The 13,445-nt window shown below is 66.2% G+C and carries 11 protein-coding genes; 6 read left to right on the forward strand and 5 right to left on the reverse strand.

The genetic code is table 11. From position 1 onward, the window contains the following. Positions 1-131: 131 nt before the first annotated feature. The 4 genes from A3Q7_RS0115115 (at position 132) to A3Q7_RS0115130 (ending at position 5,829) form a co-directional block, all read left to right on the forward strand. On the forward strand, positions 132-887 hold the full coding sequence (locus tag A3Q7_RS0115115) for a PEP-CTERM sorting domain-containing protein (protein ID WP_018412742.1): 756 nt from the start codon (positions 132-134) through the stop codon (positions 885-887). 81 nt (positions 888-968) lie between these two features. Next, positions 969-4,451 (forward strand): DNA polymerase III subunit alpha, encoded by a 3,483-nt coding sequence (gene dnaE / locus A3Q7_RS0115120; RefSeq protein ID WP_018412743.1) that lies wholly within the window; start codon positions 969-971, stop codon positions 4,449-4,451. Continuing rightward, on the forward strand, positions 4,448-4,933 hold the full coding sequence (locus A3Q7_RS0115125) for a WbuC family cupin fold metalloprotein (protein WP_018412744.1): 486 nt from the start codon (positions 4,448-4,450) through the stop codon (positions 4,931-4,933). The genes dnaE and A3Q7_RS0115125 overlap by 4 nt, the downstream gene beginning before the upstream one ends. Before the next feature lie 167 nt (positions 4,934-5,100). Further along, positions 5,101-5,829: a response regulator transcription factor gene (locus tag A3Q7_RS0115130; RefSeq protein WP_018412745.1), complete on the forward strand. Its 729-nt coding sequence runs from the start codon at positions 5,101-5,103 to the stop codon at positions 5,827-5,829. A 72-nt stretch (positions 5,830-5,901) separates the two neighbouring features. Here A3Q7_RS0115130 and mscL read toward each other — a convergent pair whose 3' ends face one another. Further along, on the reverse strand, positions 5,902-6,330 hold the full coding sequence (gene mscL / locus A3Q7_RS0115135; RefSeq protein WP_018412746.1) for a large conductance mechanosensitive channel protein MscL: 429 nt from the start codon (positions 6,328-6,330) through the stop codon (positions 5,902-5,904). Positions 6,331-6,515: 185 nt separating this feature from the next. On the opposite strand from mscL, the gene A3Q7_RS0115140 reads away from it, so the two are divergent. Then, positions 6,516-8,753 carry an AsmA family protein gene (locus A3Q7_RS0115140; protein ID WP_018412747.1) on the forward strand — a complete coding sequence of 746 codons (2,238 nt, stop codon included), beginning with the start codon at positions 6,516-6,518 and terminating at the stop codon, positions 8,751-8,753. A 20-nt stretch (positions 8,754-8,773) separates the two neighbouring features. On the opposite strand, the gene A3Q7_RS0115145 is transcribed toward A3Q7_RS0115140, so the two are convergent. From A3Q7_RS0115145 to fabI, 4 genes are all read right to left on the reverse strand, one after another. Beyond that, positions 8,774-9,193 carry a GlcG/HbpS family heme-binding protein gene (locus A3Q7_RS0115145; RefSeq protein WP_018412748.1) on the reverse strand — a complete coding sequence of 140 codons (420 nt, stop codon included), beginning with the start codon at positions 9,191-9,193 and terminating at the stop codon, positions 8,774-8,776. Positions 9,194-9,452: 259 nt separating this feature from the next. Next, entirely contained in the window at positions 9,453-10,634 is a 1,182-nt protein-coding gene (locus tag A3Q7_RS0115150; RefSeq protein WP_018412749.1) for an acetate/propionate family kinase, read from the reverse strand. Between the two features lie 2 nt (positions 10,635-10,636). Continuing rightward, entirely contained in the window at positions 10,637-12,076 is a 1,440-nt protein-coding gene (locus A3Q7_RS0115155; RefSeq protein WP_232418001.1) for a bifunctional enoyl-CoA hydratase/phosphate acetyltransferase, read from the reverse strand. A gap of 19 nt (positions 12,077-12,095) precedes the next feature. Next, on the reverse strand, positions 12,096-12,869 hold the full coding sequence (fabI, locus tag A3Q7_RS0115160; RefSeq protein ID WP_018412751.1) for an enoyl-ACP reductase FabI: 774 nt from the start codon (positions 12,867-12,869) through the stop codon (positions 12,096-12,098). 320 nt (positions 12,870-13,189) lie between these two features. On the opposite strand from fabI, the gene A3Q7_RS0115165 reads away from it, so the two are divergent. After that, complete coding sequence (locus tag A3Q7_RS0115165; protein WP_018412752.1) at positions 13,190-13,444, forward strand: DUF4212 domain-containing protein; 255 nt, start codon at positions 13,190-13,192, stop codon at positions 13,442-13,444. Position 13,445: the final 1 nt, after the last annotated feature.

Genomic DNA, 13,445 nt, shown 5'->3' on the forward strand with positions numbered 1-13,445 from the left:
TGACGCGCGCTGATCCGTTCGGATCATGAAGCGGCCGGGCGTCGGCCCGCAGTCCTGTAACGCGTCTTGCGGAAAGTAGCGGCGCGCATCGGATGTCCGTCCGGTGCTCCGTCCACTATCCGGAGATATCCATGTTCCGCCATACCGCCCTTGCACTGGTGCTGGCTTCGCTCGGCTTCAGCGCACACGCCGCGCTGAGCGCCGGCGACATCGCCCTCACCTCTTTCAACGCTGACGAGGATGGCCTGTCCTTCGTCGCGCTGGCCGATATCGATGCCAATACGACCATCTACTTCTCCGACAATGAATGGAACGGTTCCGCCTTCAATACCGGCGAGAGCTACAACCAGTGGTCGTCCGGGTCGTCGGTCATCGCCGCCGGCACCGTGGTGCGTCTGTCGGCCTATGACAAGACTTCGCTGTCCGCGTCGGTCGGCACGCTGAGCCGCGTGTCCGTGTCCGGCAGCTCGAACTGGGGCATCGCCAATTCGAACGAGACGGTCTACGCCTATCTGGGCACGAGCGCGACCGCTCCGACTTCTTTCCTGGCCGCCATCACCAATGGCAGCTTCACCGCCGATGGCTCGCTCACCGGCACCGGCCTGAGCGAAGGCGAAAGCGCCATCCGCCTGAATGCCTATGCCACCAGCGCTTCGCCGGACTATGCCGAGTACACCGGGCCGCGTACCGGCCTGACTGCTGACGCCTACCGCGCGCTGCTGGCCGATGCGAAGAACTGGACCGTCGATACCGCGAATGGCAGTTACGCCAGCACGGTGCCCGACACCACGAACTTCCAGATCGCCGTGGTGCCGGAACCGGAAACCTACGCGCTGCTGCTGGCCGGCCTCGGCCTGATCGGCGTCGCCGCCCGTCGCCGCGGCTGAGCGACCGGTTCATCGGCGCGGAATCCTGGCGGTTCCGCGCCGATTTTCCCTGGCGCAGTGTGCGGGTAGTAAACTTCGCGCATGTCTGCTCCCGCCTTCGTTCATCTCCGGCTTCATTCCGAATTTTCCATCGTCGACGGCATCGTGACGGTCGACGCCGCGGTCAAGGCCGCCGCGCAGGACGGCATGCCTGCGCTCGCCGTGTCCGACCTGACCAATGTGTTTGCGCTGGTCAAGCTTTACAAGGCTGCGCGCGGCAAGGGCGTGAAGCCCATCTGCGCGGTCGACGTCTATGTCACGAATGACGCCGAACGTGACAAGCCGCACCGCCTGCTGCTGCTGGCGCGCAATCGCGAAGGCTATGGCACGCTCTGCCGTCTGCTCACACGCGCCTACCTGGAGAACAAGTACCGCGGCCGCGCCGAAATCAGGCGCGAGTGGCTCGAGCGCGACGCCGAGGGCACGACCGGCCTGATCGCGCTGTCCGGCGCGATGCAGGGTGATGTCGGCGTGGCCCTTCTCGCCGGCAATATGGAATCGGCCCGCCGCGCCGCCAGCGAATGGCTGCGGCTGTTCGATGGCGACTACTGCATCGAACTGCAGCGTGCCGGCCACCCGAATACCGAGGCCTATATCGCGGATGCCTGCGCGCTGGCGTCCGAAATGGACATTCCGGTGGTCGCCACGCATCCGGTGCAGTTCATGGCGCGCGAGGACTTCAAGGCGCACGAGGTGCGGGTATGCATTGCCCAGGGCTATGTGCTGACCGACAAGCGCCGGCCGCGCGAATTCACCGAACAGCAGTACTTCAAGACCTCGGCCGAAATGGCCGAACTGTTCGCCGACATTCCGGAGGCGCTCGCCAATACCGTGGAGATCGCGCGCCGCTGCAATCTCACGCTCACGCTGGGCAAGAACTTCCTGCCCCAGTTCCCGACCCCGCCCGGCATGACCATCGACGACTTCATGATCGCCGAGGCGAAGGCCGGTCTGGAAAGGCGGCTGGCCCAGCTCTATCCGGACGCGGCAGAGCGCGAACAGAAGCGGCCGGAATACGAGGCGCGGCTCAAGTTCGAGTGCGACACCATCATCCAGATGGGTTTTCCCGGCTACTTCCTCATCGTGGCCGATTTCATCAACTGGGCCAAGAACAACGGCGTGCCGGTGGGGCCGGGGCGCGGGTCCGGCGCCGGTTCTCTGGTGGCCTATTCGCTCGGCATCACCGATCTCGATCCGCTGGCCTATGCGCTACTGTTCGAGCGCTTCCTGAATCCGGAACGGGTGTCCATGCCCGACTTCGACGTGGACTTCTGCCAGGACAACCGCTGGAAGGTGATCGAGTATGTGCGCCAGAAGTATGGCGCCGACGCGGTGAGCCAGATCGCCACCTACGGCACCATGGCCTCGCGCGCCGTCATCCGCGACGTCGGCCGCGTGCTCGACATGGGCTACAACTTCTGCGACCAGTTGTCCAAGCTGATCCCGGTCGTGCAGAACAAGCCGCTGTCGCTGGCCGAGGCGCGCGAGCAGGCGCCGCAACTGGCCGAGCGCGAACAGGCGGAAGAAGAGGTGGCGGAGCTGCTGCGGCTGTGCGAGCCGCTGGAAGGTCTGACCCGCGGCGTCGGCATGCATGCCGGCGGCGTGCTGATCGCCCCCGGCAAACTCACCGATTTCTGCCCGCTCTACCAGCAGGACGGCGACGACGCCTCTCCGGTGAGCCAGTTCGACAAGGACGACGTGGAAGCCATCGGCCTGGTGAAGTTCGACTTCCTGGGCCTGCGCAACCTCACCATCATCGAGCTGGCGCTGGACTACATCGAGCGCATGACCGGTGACAAGCCGGACCTGCTCAGCCTGCCGTTCACCGATCCGGCCGCCTACCAGATCCTGAAGGACGCCAATACCACCGCCATCTTCCAGCTTGAATCCGAGGGCATGAAGAAGCTGCTCGGCAAGCTCGCGCCGGACCGCTTCGAGGACATCATCGCGGTGCTGGCGCTGTACCGGCCGGGCCCGCTGGGTTCCGGCATGGTGGATGACTTCATCCTGCGCAAGAAGGGCCAGCAGGCGATCGACTATTTCCACCCGGACCTGGAAGCCTGCCTGTCGCCGACCTACGGCGTCATCGTGTACCAGGAACAGGTGATGCAGATTTCGCAGATCATCGGCGGCTACACGCTCGGTGGCGCGGACATGCTGCGCCGGGCCATGGGCAAGAAGAAGCCGGAGGAAATGGCCAAGCATCGCGCCACCATCGCCGAGGGGGCCGCGAAGAAGGGCTACGACCCGCAGCTTGCCGAGCAGTTGTTCGACCTGATGACCAAATTCGCGGAATACGGCTTCAACAAGTCGCATACCGCCGCCTATGCCGTCGTTACCTATCACACCGCCTGGCTGAAGGCGCACCACTGCGCCGCCTTCATGGCCGCGTCGCTGTCGTCCGACATGGACAACACCGACACGGTGAACATCTTCTATCTCGATGCGAAGAAGAACCGGCTGACGGTGCTGCCGCCCGACGTGAATCAGTCGGAGTACCGCTTCGTGCCGGTATCGCGCAGCGAAATCCGCTACGGCCTGGGCGCGGTGAAGGGCACCGGCGAACAGGCGGTGAACTGCATCCTGGAAGCGCGCAGGTCCGGCGGTCCGTTCAAGGACCTGTTCGATTTCTGCATGCGGGTGGATCGCCGCATGGTGAACCGCCGCACCATAGAGGCGCTGATCCGCGCCGGCGCCTTCGACGGCACGCTGGCCGGCACGCCGCACGACCGCAATACGCTGATGGCCAGCGTCGCGCTGGCCATGGAGGCGGCCGAGCAGGCCGCGGCCAATGCGCACCAGGGCGGGCTGTTCGACGACGCGCCGGCCGGGCAGGGCGCACCCGCGCCCGAATACATTCAGGTCAAACCCTGGCCCGAACGCGAGAAGCTGGCCAACGAGAAGCAGGCGCTGGGCTTCTATCTGTCCGGGCATCCCTACACTACCTATGCGCAGGAGTTCTCGCGCTTCGCACGGCGCAAGCTGGCCCAGCTCGAGTCCTCGCGCGATCCGACGGTGGTCGCCGGCCTGGTGGTCAGCTCGCGCGTGCAGATGACCAAGCGGGGCAAGATGGCCTTCGTGGCGCTGGACGACGGCAGCGCGCAGATCGAGGTATCGGTGTTCAATGAGCTGTTCGAGGCCTCGCGCAACAAGTTGCGCGAGGACGAGGTGCTGGTGGTCGAGGGGCGTGCGCAGTTCGACGAGTACTCGAATTCGATGCGGGTGGTGGCGGACACGCTGCTCACCGCAGGCGAGGCGCGCGCGCGCTTTGCCCGCCGGCTGGAACTGAAGCTCAATGGCGAAGTGAGCGAGCTGGGACCGCAGGCGGCCTGTGCCAGGCTGCGCAGCCTGCTCGAACCGTTCCGCAGCGAAGGCGGTTGTGCGGTGCGGCTGCACTATCGCCGCAGCGACGCGGTCGGACCGCTGGATTTCGGCGATCCCTGGCGTGTCAGGCTGGACGATGCACTGTTCGAGGGCTTGCGCGACTGGCTGCCTCCGGACGCGGTGACGGTGGCCTACTCATGAGCGAGGACACGCGCTGGATAGACCGCGCGCTGCTCGATGCGGTGTCGGCGCGTGCGCGTGACAGCGCGCGCGGCCGGATGAACCTGAATTTCCATCCGCATGACGCGCATCCGGCGCACAGGCTGCTCAATGCGATCGAGCCGGACAGTTATGTAAGGCCGCACCGCCATCTTGATGCTTCGAAGGACGAAACCATTCTGTGCCTGCGCGGTCGTCTCGGGTGCATACTGTTTGCCGACGATGGTGCGGTGCAGGACTGTTGCGTGCTGCAGCCGGATGGCGAGCGCATCGGCGTGGATATCGCGCACGGCCAGTTCCACAGCCTGGTCGCGCTGGAAGCCGGATCGGTCATGTTCGAGGCCAAGGCCGGGCCGTACCGGCCGCTGGAGACGGCGGAATTCGCACCCTGGGCGCCAGCGGACGGCGAGGCGGCCGAGCGCTGGCTGGCCTGGATGAAGGGGCTTTTCGCATCGGCCGGCTGAGCCGACAATGGCCGACGCGCAACGGGCGAGCGTGCCACGCGTCCCTATCCCTGCCGCATGGCCGGTAGCCAGGAGGATTTCACGAAATGACACAGAAGCTCTTCAGTCCGCGCAATGTCTGCCGTGAACGCTGTCTGAACCCGTTTTCTTCCGGATACTGAACTGCCGTGCAGAACGCCCGAATCGCATTGCTTGAAGACGACCCGGTCCAGGTCGAAATTCTCGGCGGCTGGCTGAAGGCGGCCGGCCATGACGTGCATACCTTCATGCGCTCGCGTGATCTGATGCGCGAGGCGGTCCGTGAAAGCTTTGACCTGCTGCTGATCGACTGGGAACTGCCCGATCTGCCGGGCGCGGATGTGCTGCGCTGGCTGCGCACCGAAAAGGCGCTGCACACCCCGGTCATCTTCGTGACCGCGCGTCAGGAAGAGGACGACATCGTGACCGCGCTGTCTGCCGGCGCCGACGACTACATCGTGAAGCCTGCGCGACGGATGGAACTGCTCACCCGTATCGAGGCAGTCCTGCGCCGCAGCCGCCCGCCGGCCGACCAGCCGGTGATCGATGCCGAGCCCTACCAGTTCGACCTGAATTCGCACACCGCACGGCTGAATGGCGAGGAGGTCGAACTGACCGAGCGCGAATTCGAACTCGCGGTTTTCCTGTTCCGCAATGTGGGCCGCCTGGTGTCGCGCGGTCACCTGCTCGAATCGCTTTGGGGTCGCAAGGGCGATGTGCCTACCCGCACCGTCGATACCCATATGTCGCGTGTGCGGTCCAAGCTGGCACTGCGTCCGGAGAACGGCTATCGCCTGGCGTCGACCTACAACTACGGCTATCGCCTCGAGCGGGTGGCCGACGACCTCAGGCGTGCAGACGAACAGCCCGCCGCCTGAGGCCTTCCGTGCGCAAATGTAAAAGGAGCCGCTGGCTCCTTTTTTTCTCTGCAGCGGACGACGCCGCCGGGGCTACTTGTTCAGCGCGTCGCGGATCTGGCGCAGCAGCACGATGTCTTCCGGCGGTTCGGCCGGAGCGGCAGGTGCTGCCGGTTCGTCGCGCTTCAGCCGGTTGATCTGCTTCACCATCATGAAGATGATGAAGGCCAGGATGACGAAATTCAGCGACACGGTCAGGAAGCTGCCCCACGCGAACACCGGCACGCCTGCCTTTTTCAGATCGGCCAGCGTATTCGGCACGCCGGGCGGGATGTCCTTCAGCACGAAATAGAACTGGCTGAAATCCAGTCCGCCGAAAATCGCGCCGACGACCGGCATGATGAGATCGGCCACCACCGAATCGACGATCTTGCCGAAGGCGGCGCCGATGATCACACCGACCGCGAGATCGACCACATTGCCCTTCATCGCGAAGGCCTTGAATTCGGATACGAAGCTCATGCGGTTCTCCTCTGTTCCATGTGGGACTGCCGATCGGCCGGGAAGATAGCACAGCCGCCCCGCGCAGCGCTTCCGGGTCAGCTGCGGCCTTCTCTGTTACGCTCGCGGGCCATCGTGCTCAACGAGTGCCCCGACGGGACAGTCCTGCTGCTCATGCCCGACTGTCCGTTTCGCATGGAGAAGGCATGAAGATAATCAGATATGCAGCATTTGCGCTCGGCAGCATCGCGGCGCTGATCGCCGCTGCAGTGCTCTATGTCGCGATCACGTTCGATGCCGAGCGCCTGAAGGTCGAGCTGAAACGGGTGGTGCAGGAACAGAAGCAGCGCACGCTGGAGGTGGAAGGACAGGTCGATCTGTCTTTCTACCCCAATCTGGGCCTTTCGCTCGGTCGCGTCACGCTGTCCGAGCCGGGCAGTGCGGACCGTTTCGCAGAGCTCGAGTCGGCGCGGGTGTCGGTCGCCGTTCTGCCGCTGTTGTCGGGCGAGCTGGTGGTGGACGAGATACGCATAGACGGGGCCCGGCTCAGCGCGGTGCGGCTCAAGGACGGACGTTACAACTTCGCCGATCTGCTGAGTAACGAAAGCCGGGACAACTCGCCTGTCAGGTTCGACGTCGCGGGTTTCCGTCTGTCGAATTCATCGCTGTCCTACCGTGACGAGGCAAGCGGTGTCGAGCTTTCGCTGGATGGCATGCAGCTCACCGTAGGCAGGATCGCGCAGACCGCAAGGGGGAAGGTGCAGCTGTCGGCCCATGCGCGTTCGGCCCGACCGGCCGCGGATGCACGTCTGACTCTCGACGCTTCGTATGATTACGACATGGTTGCGGGGCGGTACGAAATCGGCCAGGTGGCGCTTTCGCTCGAAGGCGAGGCGATGGACATGCAGAATCTGAACGGGCGTTTCTCCGCGGACCGGCTGGTCATGTCCGGCGATGGCGCCATGCAGATCGGCAAGCCGGCGCTTGAGTTGTCGGGACGCCGCGCCGAAGACGCACTGTCACTCGGCGCGGCCTCGCCCGCCATTGCATTCGACGGCAGCCGCTGGCAGGCAGATGAGGCGAAACTGGCATTCAGGCTCAGCGCGCCGGCGCGCACGGTCGCGGCCGATCTGGCCCTGACCGGCGCGAGCTACGTGGTGGAAGACGGTGTGTCAGCGACGGTGACGCTCAAGCTGGATGCGAGCGAAGGAAGCCGCAACGTCAAGGTGAGCGTGGCGTCCCCGGTCCGCGTCCGGCCCGAGTTGCCCGCCGTCGAACTGCCTGCGCTCGAGGGCGAACTGCTGGCCAGCGATCCGTCATGGCCAGCGGGCAGTGCGAAGCTGACGATGAACGGTCGCGCCGCCGCCGATTTCGCGCAGAAACGCGCGGATCTGGCGGTTGAGGGCCGCCTCGACGAGGAGCCGCTGTCGATCAAGCTCGCTGCGATGCGCTTCGAGCCGCTGGCCCTGACGCTTGATGTCGAGGCGGCGCGCATCGACATTGACCGCTATATTGCCCCGGATACCGGCGATGCGGCGGCACGGCCGGACGATGCGGCGATCGATCTATCGCCGCTGCGTGCGCTGGATGCCGGCGGCCGCGTCCGCATCGGTGCGCTGGGCGCCGCCGGACTCAAGCTCGACAAGGTCGCTGCCGACTTCAAGCTGGCGAAGGGCCGGCTGGAACTGGCGCCCTATTCGGCCCAGCTCTACCAGGGGCGGCTGGACGGGCGCTTCATCGTCAATGCGGAGAACCGCCGCATGGCGCTCACGCAGACCCTGAAAGATGTCGATCTGCATCCGCTGCTGTCCGCCGCGGCCGGCGTGGACATGCTGGAAGGACGCGGCAGTCTGTCGCTGGACCTCAGCGGCGGCGTCAGCTCGCTGGCCGAACTCAAGTCCTCGCTCGCCGGCAGTGCGCGCGTCAGCCTGCGCGACGGGGCGGTGCGCGGCATCAATCTGGCGCAGAGCCTGCGTGAGGCGAGAGCCATGCTGGTTGGCGGGCAAGCCGCCGAGCAGAAGGCCCGTGCCGGTGAAAAGACCGACTTGTCCGAGCTCAGCGCAAGCTTCCGCATCAAGGACGGCATCGCCCGCAACGACGACCTGAAAGCCAGTTCGCCTTTCCTGCGCCTGGCCGGCAACGGGCAGATCGATCTGCCCGCGTCCAGCCTGGACTATCACGCGCGGGTGAGCGTGGTCGCCACCAGCAAGGGGCAGGACGGGCGCGCGCTGCACGATCTGGCGGGCATCACGCTTCCGGTGCGCCTCTCGGGTCCGTTCGGCGATCTGTCCTATCGGCTGGAACCCGGCAATCTGATCAAGGAGGCGGCCCGGGCCACCCTGCAGGATCAGGGCGCCCGTGTGCGCGATGCGGCCACCGACAGGCTGCGGAAAGGACTGGGCGAAGGTGCCGGCGACGCGTTGAAAGGCCTGATCGGCCAGTGAGCGGCGCCGGCCGGTGCTTGTCAGACCGGCATGTCCCAGGCCGCGCCGATGGCCGCGATGCCGGCACGGGCAACGATGGCATCTTCGCTCGATTTCACGCCGGACACGCCGACCCCGCCAACGCACTGACCGTCGACGATGATCATTTCGCCGCCTTCCAGCGGCAGCACCGGCATGCGCAGCGCGGCCAGCCGGCCGCTGTTGACCACATCCTCGACCGCCTTGCTGGGCTTGCGCGCCAGCGCGCAGGTGCGCGCCTTTTCCGGTGCGATCTGGGTACTCATCGGCGGCGCGCCGTCGAGGCGCTGCAACCACATCAGGTTGCCGCCATCATCGACGATGGCAATGGTGACGGCCCAGTTGCGGCGCAGGGCCTCGGCTTCGGCCGCGGCGGCAATCTGCTTTGCGTCATCGAGGGTGAGGGTGAGGCGGGTTTTCATGGATAGTCTCCGTCAGGTGGGCGGGTCTGGCGACCTCTGGACTGACGGGGAAGTACGGCGCGAAGCTTTCGGACAGGCGTCGATTCCCCGGCGACGCGTGCCGTGACGGGTGGTCCGGCCGGGCGCAGGCGGGCGGGGGGATGGTCGCGCGCACTGTGCGTCTTGCTGCAGCCCGCATCCTACACCGACCGATGGCGGCCGGGTTCCCGGCCGCGACGGCGGCGTGCGCCGTGTGCCAACTGCGGCACGCCGCGTGTGTTCAGGCCGGTGCACCCGACAACAGCCGTGCCGCGCAACGCGCCGCTACCCTGCCTTCGTCGGTCGGTACCACCCAGACTTCGATGCCGCTCGCCGGATCGTCGATGCGCATCATGGCGCTGCCGTTGGCCGCCTCGTTGCGCTGTGCATCGATGCGCACGCCCATCCACGAAAGTGCCGCGCACACATCGGTACGCAGCACGACGTCATGCTCGCCGATGCCACCGCTGAAGGCGATCGCGTCCAGCCCGCCGATGCAGGCGGCCATGGCGCCCGCATCGTGCACGATACGGTGGGTGAACAGCGCGATCGCCTCCCGCGCCTCGGGGCGGTCGGCCGCGCGCAGCGTGCGCATGTCGGCCGACAGGCCGGACACGCCGAGCAGGCCGCTCTCCCGGTACAGCAGCGTCTGCAGCCGGTCGTGATCCCAGCCGCGCTGCATCAGATAGAGCAGCACGCCGGCATCCAGCGCGCCGCTGCGGGTGCCCATCATCAGGCCGTCGAGTGCGGAAAAACCCATCGTTGTGGCCTGGCTGCGGCCGTCGACGGCGGCGCACAGGCTGGCGCCATTGCCCAGATGGGCCATGAGCACGCGACCGCGGGCGCGCCGCGATGCGCCGAGCAGGCAGGACATGATGTATTCGTAGGAAAGGCCGTGAAAGCCGTAGCGGCGTATGCCTTCGTCGTGCAGTGCGCGCGGCAGCGCGAAGCGGCTGGCGGTGTCGGATACCGTCGCATGGAAGGCGGTGTCGAAGCAGGCCACCTGCGGCGTATCCGGAAACGCGCTGCGGAAGGCGCGGATGCCGGCTACATTGTGCGGTTGATGCAGCGGTGCGAGCGCGTCCAGTGCCGACAGCGCGGTCAGCACTTCGTCGGTCACCACGACCGGTTCGCGGAAGCGGCTGCCGCCATGAACCACCCGGTGCGCCACCGCCTGCATGTCGCGCGGATGTCTGTCAGCGATCAGGCGGCGCAGCGCGTCCAGCGCCGCGCCATGCCCGCCGCCGGGCAAGGTCTGTTCGCCGCGCTCGCCGCCTTCGCGCCAGCGCATGAACGGTGCGCCGCCGGGTTCCAGACCCTGGATGCTCCCGATCAGTGTCGCTGCGGCAATGTCGGCGCCCTGCAGCGGATGCAGCGAGAACTTGAGCGAAGAGGACCCGGCATTGACCGCGAGTATGGCCATGATCAGTCAGTGATCGTGTTGCGCGCGCCGTTCCTGGCGCTCGCCACCAGCACGCCCAGCAGCGCCGAGGCCACCCGCGACATCGGGCCGTCGGCGCGACTGGTGAGCGCGATCGGTACGCGGGCGCCGAGCACCAGGCCGGATGCCGTTGCGCCGCCCAGGTACTCGAGCTGCTTGGCCAGCATATTGCCGCTCTCGAGGTCCGGCACCGCCAGGATATCGGCGTCACCCGCCACACGTGAGACGATCTGCTTGATCTGTGCGGCATGGGCCGATATCGCATTGTCGAAAGCCAGCGGGCCATCGAGCACGCCACCCCTGATCTGTCCACGGTCCGCCATCTTGCACAGGGCGGCGGCGTCCAGCGTGGAGGGCAGGTTGGGACTGACCGTTTCCACTGCCGACAGCAGGGCGACCTTGGGCTCGACGATGCCCAGGATGTGCGCGAAATCGATGGCGTTCTGCACGATATCCACCTTCTCCGCCAGCGTCGGCCGGATATTCAGCGCGGCATCGGTGATGAGCAGCGGCTTGCTGTAGGTCGGCACATCGAAGCGGAATACATGCGACATGCGCCGGCCGGTGCGCAGTGCCGGCCGGCCCAGCACCGCGTGCAGCAATTCGTCGGTATGCAGGCTGCCCTTCATCAGCATGCCGACATCGCCTGCAGCGGCCATGTCCGCCGCCATGTCCGCCGCCGCGTGACTGTGCGGCGCCGGAATCAGTTCGGCGTGTTCGAGCGTGAGACCGGCCTCTTCTGCCGCGCGTCGTATGCGTGCCTCAGGACCGATGAGCAGCGGCACGATGAGGCCGTGCCGCGCCGCATCCAGCGCGCCCTGCAGCGAACCTCCGTCGCACGGGTGGACCACCGCGCAGCGCACCGGCGCGATGCCCTGGCCGAGAGCCAGCAGTTCGCGAAAGCGTGCTTCCGGGTCGAACAGCTGGATGCGCGGCGCCCGCACATGTTCGATGCGCAGCTTGCGCACCGGGGCCAGTACCCGGGCGATGCCATGCAGCACCCGTTCGCCGCGCTGGTTCACCACCTGGCAATCAAGTTCCACCAGTTTCTTCGCTTCGTCCTTGCGCGTCACCGTGACACTGACCGCCAGGGTGTCGCCGATGCGCACCGGACGCGAGAAGTGCAGCACCTGTTCGACATAGATGGTGCCCGGACCGGGAAACCGGGTACCCAGCAGCGTGGAAATGAGGGCGCCGCTCCACATGCCGTGCGCGATCACGCCGTGGAAGGCGGTGTCTTCCGCGTACTCCGGGTTCATGTGCGCCGGATTGGTGTCGCCCGATACCGCCGCGAAGGCCTGGATGTCGGCGGGTGTCAGCGTGCGCAGCAGGCGGGCGCCCTGGCCCGGTTGCAGTTCGTCGAAGGTGACGTTCTCTATCCACTCCGGACGGGGTGTGTCGTGATCGGGGGGCGTCATCATCATGGCGGTATGCATTTCTCCATCAGTCGATGGCGTGATAGCCGGCGTCGACATAGAGCGTCTGCCCGGTCATGCCGGAGGACGCGTCGGAACACAGGAAGGTGGTGAGCTGCGCGATTTCGTCCAGCGTGACCAGCCGGCCGAGCGGTGCCTTGCGCCGGGCGTCGTCGAGCAGGCGGTCGAAATGGGCGAGCCCGGAGGCGGCGCGCGTCGGGACGGGGCCGGGCGATACGGCGTGCACGCGTATCGCCTGCGGCCCCAGTTCCATCGCCATGTAGCGCACCATGGATTCGAGCGCCGCCTTCACCGGTCCCATCAGCCCGTAATCGGGTACCGCCTCGTCGGCGCCCAGGTAGGACATGGTGACCAGGCTGCCACCCGCCGGCATGTGGGGCAGGCACCGCCGCGCCAGACGCGCGAAGCTGTGGCAGGACACGTCCATCGCGTGTGTGAAGCCGGCACTGGAACTGTCGACCACGCGACCGTGCAGGTCCTCGAGAGGCGCCCATGCGATCGAGTGGATGACGAAGTCGATCTGGCCGAGATATTGCGCTGCGGCATCGACCAGAGCTGCCAGTTCGCCGTCGTTCTCGACGTTGCACGCGTGCAGCGGGCTGGCGATGCCGTCGGCCAGCGGCTGCACCCAGTTGCGCGCCTTGTCGCTGGCGCACGACAGCACGAGTTGCGCGCCCTGCGCGTGCGCCAGCCGCGCGCAGCCCCAGGCGATGCTGTGTTCGTTGGCCAGGCCGACGATCAGCCCCTTCTTGCCCGTCAGCAAAGGGAGAATCTCGGCCATGGACGTGTCTCGCTCGAAGTTGTTCGGAGTATGCACCTTAGCGCATCCCGGTTGCGCAATTCTTGCTGCAGCGCAAACAAGGGTTTTCGCGGTGTTTCCTGCCGCCGGCCGGCGGAGCGCAGCCGCCCTGCATGCCGGCAAACCCCTCTCCGGTGCGGGTTTCCGGGGTTGCGGTGCACCATAAGTTGCGCCGCATTTATAAGCTTGCCGTAAGGTTTCCTGCCTAGCATCCGCCACGCTGCAGTCAAGGCGCCCGGCGCCGACGGTCCGCCCGTCGGCACGATGGACCGGGTCATCAATAAACACGGAGGAGGACATCCATGGACGGTAAGAGCGCAGGCTACTGGAAAGCCACGCTTGGCCTGCTGACCAAGATCCTGATCATCTGGTTCGCAGTCTCTTTCGGTGCCGGCATCCTGTTTGCCGACGCACTGAACGGCATCCATCTGGGCGGCTACCCGCTCGGTTTCTGGTTCGCGCAGCAGGGTTCGATCTACGTCTTCATCGCGCTGATCTTCTATTACGCGAAGAAGATGGGCGATATCGACCGCGAGTTCGACGTACACGAGGACTGAG

It is taken from the genome of Methyloversatilis thermotolerans (assembly GCF_000372885.1).
Classification (GTDB): domain Bacteria; phylum Pseudomonadota; class Gammaproteobacteria; order Burkholderiales; family Rhodocyclaceae; genus Methyloversatilis; species Methyloversatilis thermotolerans.